We start from the raw sequence: 6,152 nt of genomic DNA, 5'->3' as shown, positions 1-6,152 counted from the left end.
GATCAAGCCTGCGAGCAGCAGCAACAGCGCGATCGCAACCAGGGGGAGCACGACCCGGGCCGCGCCGGCGTCGAGGAACTCGGCGATCGCCGGGGCCAGCTGGCGCTCGGCGTCGGCGAAGGTGTCAGGGATGCCCTCGGCGAGGGGGGCGGCTGGATCGAGGCCCGGGTCCGCGAGGGCGTCGACGACCGGATCGGCAGCCAGATCTTCGGTCAGATCTTCGGTCAGATCTTCGGTCAGAGCTGGGTCGCTGTCCTGCGACCCCCCCGGGGGCGCCGCCCACAGCCACAGCCACGCGAGCACGCCGTACCAGCTGAGGCCGAACATGCTCACGACGGGGACTCCGTGCTGTTCGGGTCCACGGCGGGCGCGGGCTTGGCCACCGAGTGGAGCGAGGCGACGGCCGACTCCGCGATGCCCGAGGCCGTGAGCACGTAGTAGGCCCGATCCTCCTCGACCCCGGGCCGCAGGACGATGCGCTCGGACGCGGCCTCGGCCCGCTCGCGGACCAGGGCCAGGGCCGAGCGGGGGACGATCGCCTCGCCGCTGCGGCGGAAGGGGTGGGTCACGCCGGTCGCGTCGAGCTCTTCGTAGCCCGAGAAATTGAGCGCGCCGCGCAGGGATCGCCGCTGCCGACGGACGAAGCCAGCGATCCGCTCGGCGGTCGCGCTGGCCCGCTCGGCCCCGGCGAAAGGATCCCAGGTTGCGATCGGATCGGCGTGGCGCTCCGACGCCCGCCGGAGGCGCGCGAGGTCGGCGAAGGGCAGCTCCTCGCGCCAGCGATCGCCGCGAGCGTAGTGCTTGGCCAGCGTCGCGAGCACGTCGTGGACCCGGCTCTCGCGGCCCTCGGGCGCGAGCGCGTCGACGATGTCCGCGGCCCCGTCGTCGCCGACGAAGGGTTCGACGAGGGTCTCGCCGCCGCGCCCGAGCAGGCCCGAGATGTCGTCGCGCTCGTTCGGGCGGAGCTCGACGCCGAGCTCGCGCAGGTGATCGCGCAGCTCGCCCCGCGCGCGCCGGGCGGCCTTGTCGATCAGCAGGAGGCTCTCGGCGTCGGCGTCGAGCGAGGCCTGGACCGCGAGCAGCGACTCGACCCGGGCGATCGCTCGGGACAGGCGCAGGCGCGTGGTGAAGTACTCGAGCAGCGAGCCGTGGCCGCCGGCGATCGTGTTACGGAGCGCGGCCCACATGCGGTCGAGGGCCCGGAGCAGGGCGAGCTGGGCCTTGCCGAGCACCCACCCGAGCCACGCGCCGAGCCCGAGGCCGCCGAGCAACAACGCGGTGACCCAGGCCTGGTCGCGGACCAGCGGCTCGTACCAGTGATCGGGATCGATCCACAGCGCGTCGGCGAGCATGCGCAGGACCGGCGGCACGAACAGCAAGATCGCGAGCAGGGCCAGGACCGCCCACAGCAGCATGCGCGGGGGATCGGGCTTGCGCCGGGCGGCGTCGAGCATGCGCGCGTGGGCGTCGCGGAGCTCCTCGAAGTCGGGCGGCGGGGCCGGGCGGGCCTGGTCGCGCTCGCGCACGGCGTCGTCGAGCTGCTCGGCGAAGGCCCGGCGGAGCTTGGCCACGAGCTCCTCGGTCCGGCGCAGGCTCTGGGGCGAGGGGTCGTGCCACAGCTCGCGATCGACGCGCCTGCGCAGGCGGGCCAGCAGCTGATCGCGCCAGCGCTCGACGGCCGCGCGATCTCGGGCCACGACGTCGTCGAAGCGCTTGCGTTGGAGCAGCCGCCAGGTGCTCTCGATCTCGCGCATGCGGGCCTCGAGCCAGCCGCGGGGCACGGCGGCCGGGGCCTGGGCTGCGAGCAGCGAGGGGTCGCCGGGGTCGGGGCCAAAGCGCTCGCTGACCCGCTCCGGTCGCTGCCACCAGCGCGGCGGGGGATCGGGCTCGTGCTTGGGGGCGTAGCGCTCGAGGACCGCGCGGACGTCCTGCTCGGCCTCGTCCTCGCGGTCGAATGAACGGGCCTCGATCTCCTCGAGGGCGTCGGCGTCGCTGAGGCTGGCGTCGACCCGCGGCGCGTCCTGGATCGCGTCGAGCAGCTCGAGGGCGACGCGGTCGCGCCCGTAGGCCGCGAGCTTGGCGCGGGGGAATTCGGCGACCGCACACACGAAGGTCGCTAGCGGCTCCTTGGGCTGGTCGCCGTGGAGCAGCTGGCTGCCGAGCTCGGTCCCGACGTCGGAGCCGGGGCCCGCGCCGAGATCCGCGTAGAGCAGCAGGGTCGCAAAGTTGCGCACGCACTGGCTGAGCTCGGCCTCGGACAGGACCGAGAACTCGGCGACGTCTTCGATCAGGTACAGCTGCGGGATCGCGCGGCGGCGCGCGGGCGTGGCGGTGACCGCCGTGACCAGCTCGTGAACCGTGGCGACGAGCTCGGGGCCGTCGGCGGCGCTCGGCGGGTGCGGCATCGTGAGCAGCGGCAAGATCACGCCGTTGCGATCCTTGCCGGTTCGGTAGGCCTCGAAGATCGGCCCGAGCTCGGCCAGCAGCCGGGCCTGGACCTTGCTCAGGATCGACCACAGGTGGGCGCGGACGTCGAGCTCGCCGAGGTTGGCGAACACGAAGATCGTCAGGCGCGTGTGGTGCTCGACGGCGCTCGCGTCGCGGACCGCGACCATCCGCGTGTGGGCCAGGGCCCGGCGCACGAGCTCGAGGGTCTGCTCGGCGATCGTGTCGACGCTGGCGAGGTCCGACGAAGCGACGCTCACGACCCCGAGCGCGTGGTCGGTGTCGGACCTGCTCGCGCCCTGGGCATGCTCGGCCCGGAGGCGCTCGGCGACCCGGGCACCGAATTGACCGAGCCCGAGCAGCACCGCGGGCACCTCGAGGGTCCGCGACGCCCGACCGCGCGTGGTGCTGCCGTCGCCGTCGACCATCGAATGCCCAGCGCGAGCGCTAGTCGCCGACGACCCCGGCCAGGATGCTGCGGGCGTCCGTGAGCTCGCGGTACTCGGTGCTGCGGGTCTTGCCGTCGAGCTCGAGATCCTGGGCTCGGGTCGCCCAGTTGCGGGTGAAATGCTTGAGCTCGGCCTTGATCGCCTCGTCGATCGAGGCGACGTCGGCGAGCAGCGGCGCGACCCAGCTGTCGTAGACCGCGGGCATGTCCTTGCGCAGGGCGACGAGCGCGTCGGCGGCCGCGAGCATGCCCTCGGCCAGGGGGAGCGCGCGGTCCTCGCGGACTCGGAGGGTGAACGAGCGCGTGCCCGTGGTGGGATCTTGGAGCTGTTCGACGACCCCGCGGGCGAGCCCGAGCGCGAGCCCGACGACCGAGACCCGGCGCTGGGCCTCGACCGCCTCGAGCTCACGGCGGCGATCCTCGGGATCGAGATCGGGCAGCCGCTCCCAGTGATGGTCGATGTGCAGGGGCCAGGCCTGCTCGCGCTGGGCCTGGAAGCGGCGGTAGGCCGCCTTCATGTCGTCGTTGATGTGGGGGAAGCAGTACAGGGGCACGCCGAGGATCGAGCGGTAGAACACGATCCGGTGGGAGTCGCCCCACTCGAGCTCCTGCGAGTCGTTGCCCGTGGCCTCGGCGTAGACCTCGTGGAAGGGCCCGCTGCGCAGCGACTCGTGGAGTCCGACGAGCAGCATGTTGGGGTGCTTGATGCTCCCGCGCAGCTCGGGCTGATAGCGCGACAGCGGCTGGGCCTTGTTGATCGACAGGTCGATCTTGCGCCGCGCGTAGGTCCGGACCTTCTCGTCGCGCCACAGCTCGCTCGGGTCGAGGGGGCGATCGTCGAGGAGCTCGATCGGCTCGGCGCGGGGGTCCTCGGACTGGCGGCCGTAGTAGGCGGCCTCGAGCGCGAGCGCGTCGTCGATGCGCAGGCCGAGGCGGCGGCTGGGATCCGAGGCCTTGGGGTCGCCGACGATCTCGGGCCCGAGCCGCTGCTTGGCCATGTCGATCAGCTGATCGACGATCTCGCCGACGATCCGGCGCGCGTCGGGGCGGACCGTGCCGCCGTGCTCATCGAAGCGCGGGCGCAGGGCCTCGCGCAGGGCCACGAGCACCGCGTCTTGGTTTTGGAGCTCGGGCCGGCTCTCGATCTGGTCGACGTAGTACCAGCTCCAAAACCGCATCCGCGCCGAGGGGTGCTGGAGCAGCTCGACGTCGAGGGCGTACTCGTTGGCCTCGCTGCGCAGGCCCTCGACGCCGCCGTCGAATTCGTAGCGCCGGGCGATCTCTTCGAGGTTGCGGGCGAGGCGACCGGCCGAGGCCTCGATGTCGCGGAAGGTCCGGCGCAGGTGCTCGGCGGCGCGGCCGAGCGCGCCGACGAACTCGAGCAGCGCGGCCTTGATCAGCCACGCGCGGATCTTGTCGACGTAGTCGTTGAACAGCGAGACCGCGCGATCGCGGGCGGCCTCGAAGTCCTTGTCTTTGCGGGTCAGGAGCTTGTCCCAGCCGCCGTAGGTCCGCTTGATCTCCCCGGCCTGGGTGTTCATCTCGCCGCGGAAGCGCCCGTCGCTGCCGAGCTCGCTCTCGGCCTGGAGGCGCTGGACCTGGGTCCGGAGCTCGTCGATCGCGCTGGCCGTGAGCGGGCCGTCGCTGCTCTCGCGGAAGTCGATCAGCACGAAGCGCTGCTCGTAGAGGTTGAGCTCCGGGGCCTCGTCGGGCCCGGCGTTGGCCAAGAAGGTCGTCCACCAGTCGCCGGTTGCGATCCGGTCGAGCTCGAGCTGGACTGCCTTCTCGATCTTCTCGCGGGCCTCGGCGACCTGACGCTGGAGGGCGTTGAGGCTCGCGGCCGGGGTCCACGAGCCGTCGAGGATCCGGTCGGCCGAGATCTCGCGGACGCCCACGGTCTGATCGCGCAGCTCGTTTTGGAACTTGTCGAGCGCGGCCTGGAACTTGGCCCGGGCGAGCTCGGGCAGCTTGGCCATGCGCTGCCAGATGCCGCCCTCGACGTCTTGCTGGGTCGCGAGCAGGCGGATCTTGCTCTCGAAGCTGTCGTCGATCCGCCGGGCCTTGGCGTCGTCGGACAGCTGCGAGAATTCCTCGGGCTTGATCGCAAAGCGCTTGAACTGTTCGCGCTGGCGCGGCGAGATCAGGGCCGGATCGTCGAGCAGCACGTAGCGGCGCACGGCCGTGGCCGCGTAGCGCCGGGCGCAGTACTCGAGCACGTCCTCGCGCGGGAGGATCATGACCGAGGCGCCGAGGGTGCCGTAGAAGGCCGAGTAGCCGTCCTTGCGATCCCACAGCGAGTCGGGAAAGAGGCGCCGGTTCTCTTTGGTGTAGTTGTCGTAGTCGGCCTGCTGGTCGCCAATGATCGGCGAGAAGATCTGGACGTAGGTCGCGTCGGCGAGGGCCTCGCCGACGTCGTCGAGGCTGAAGGTCTGGGGCCGATCGACGACGTAGAGCAGGTCGTAGGGCCGACGCGAGACCGAGAGCCTGTGCTTGTTGCGGGGGTCGTAGTGGAACGCGAGCTCGTCGACCGGGTACTGGGTGTCGAGCTTCATCAGATGCTCGACCTCCTTGAGCGCCGCGTAGCCGTTGGCGTAGATGCCGTCGCGGTTCATGCCGACCACGCTCTCGAAGGCCTCGGGCAGGATCGCAAAGCCGACCAGCCGGGCCGAGCGATCGTCGAGGATGTCGCGCATCATGTAGGCGAAGGGCAGGAAGCCGCCCGAGCCGGTCCCGCCCGCGACCGAGAAGTACACGAACACCTGGATCGACGCGCTCTGGTGGCGCATGCCGTCGGAGTGACTGCGCAGCTCCTGAGTCACGGCCTGGAGCTTCTGGACCATGTCGGCCGACTCGATCGCCCGGAACATGCTCAGGCGGCTCTCGATCCGGATCTGGCCGGCCCCGGCGCCGCTCTCTTCGCGGAAGTGGTACCAGTCGTGGACCCACTGGGTGAAGTAGCTGTCTGCCTCGGCGAAGCTCTCGCCCCGGCGGAGCTTGGAGTAGGCGACCTTGTCGAAGTCGCTGATCAGCACGGTCTCGTCGACCTTGCCGTACTCGTCGGTGCCCTTGCGGAGGCGGGCGAGGTCGGCGTCGTTGGTGTCGACCGCAATGAAGCGGACGAGGCTGCGAAACTGGAGATCGTAGTCGCTGTGGGCCCGCAGCCGCTTGGCGATGCGCCCGACGGCGCGGCCGCCCGAGCCGCCGAGTCCAACGAACAGAGTCGGGGTGACCTCACCTGGCATGATCCTGATCGGCATGG

At 71.3% G+C, this 6,152-nt stretch carries 3 protein-coding genes; all 3 read right to left on the bottom strand.

From position 1 onward, the window contains the following. On the bottom strand, nt 1–327 hold a 327-nt coding region (locus ENSA5_RS20645; RefSeq protein WP_219906822.1), incomplete at its 3' end, for a hypothetical protein. Nucleotides 328–329: 2 nt separating this feature from the next. Further along, entirely contained in the window at nt 330–2,873 is a 2,544-nt protein-coding gene (locus ENSA5_RS20640) for a hypothetical protein (protein ID WP_106393393.1), read from the bottom strand. A 19-nt stretch (nt 2,874–2,892) separates the two neighbouring features. Next, nucleotides 2,893–6,150: a tubulin-like doman-containing protein gene (locus tag ENSA5_RS20635; RefSeq protein ID WP_106393392.1), complete on the bottom strand. Its 3,258-nt coding sequence runs from the start codon at nt 6,148–6,150 to the stop codon at nt 2,893–2,895. Nucleotides 6,151–6,152: the final 2 nt, after the last annotated feature.

The sequence above is a fragment of the Enhygromyxa salina genome (assembly GCF_002994615.1).
In the GTDB taxonomy this organism is placed as follows: Bacteria; Myxococcota_A; Polyangia; order Nannocystales; family Nannocystaceae; genus Plesiocystis; species Plesiocystis salina_A.
This window is presented reverse-complemented; position numbering and strand designations above follow the sequence as displayed.

Coding starts and splice junctions, on each gene's coding strand:
- ENSA5_RS20640 (WP_106393393.1), bottom strand. CDS start 2,873: ATGGTCGACGGCGACGGCAGCACCACGCGCGGTCGGGCGTCGCGGACC.
- ENSA5_RS20635 (WP_106393392.1), bottom strand. CDS start 6,150: ATGCCGATCAGGATCATGCCAGGTGAGGTCACCCCGACTCTGTTCGTT.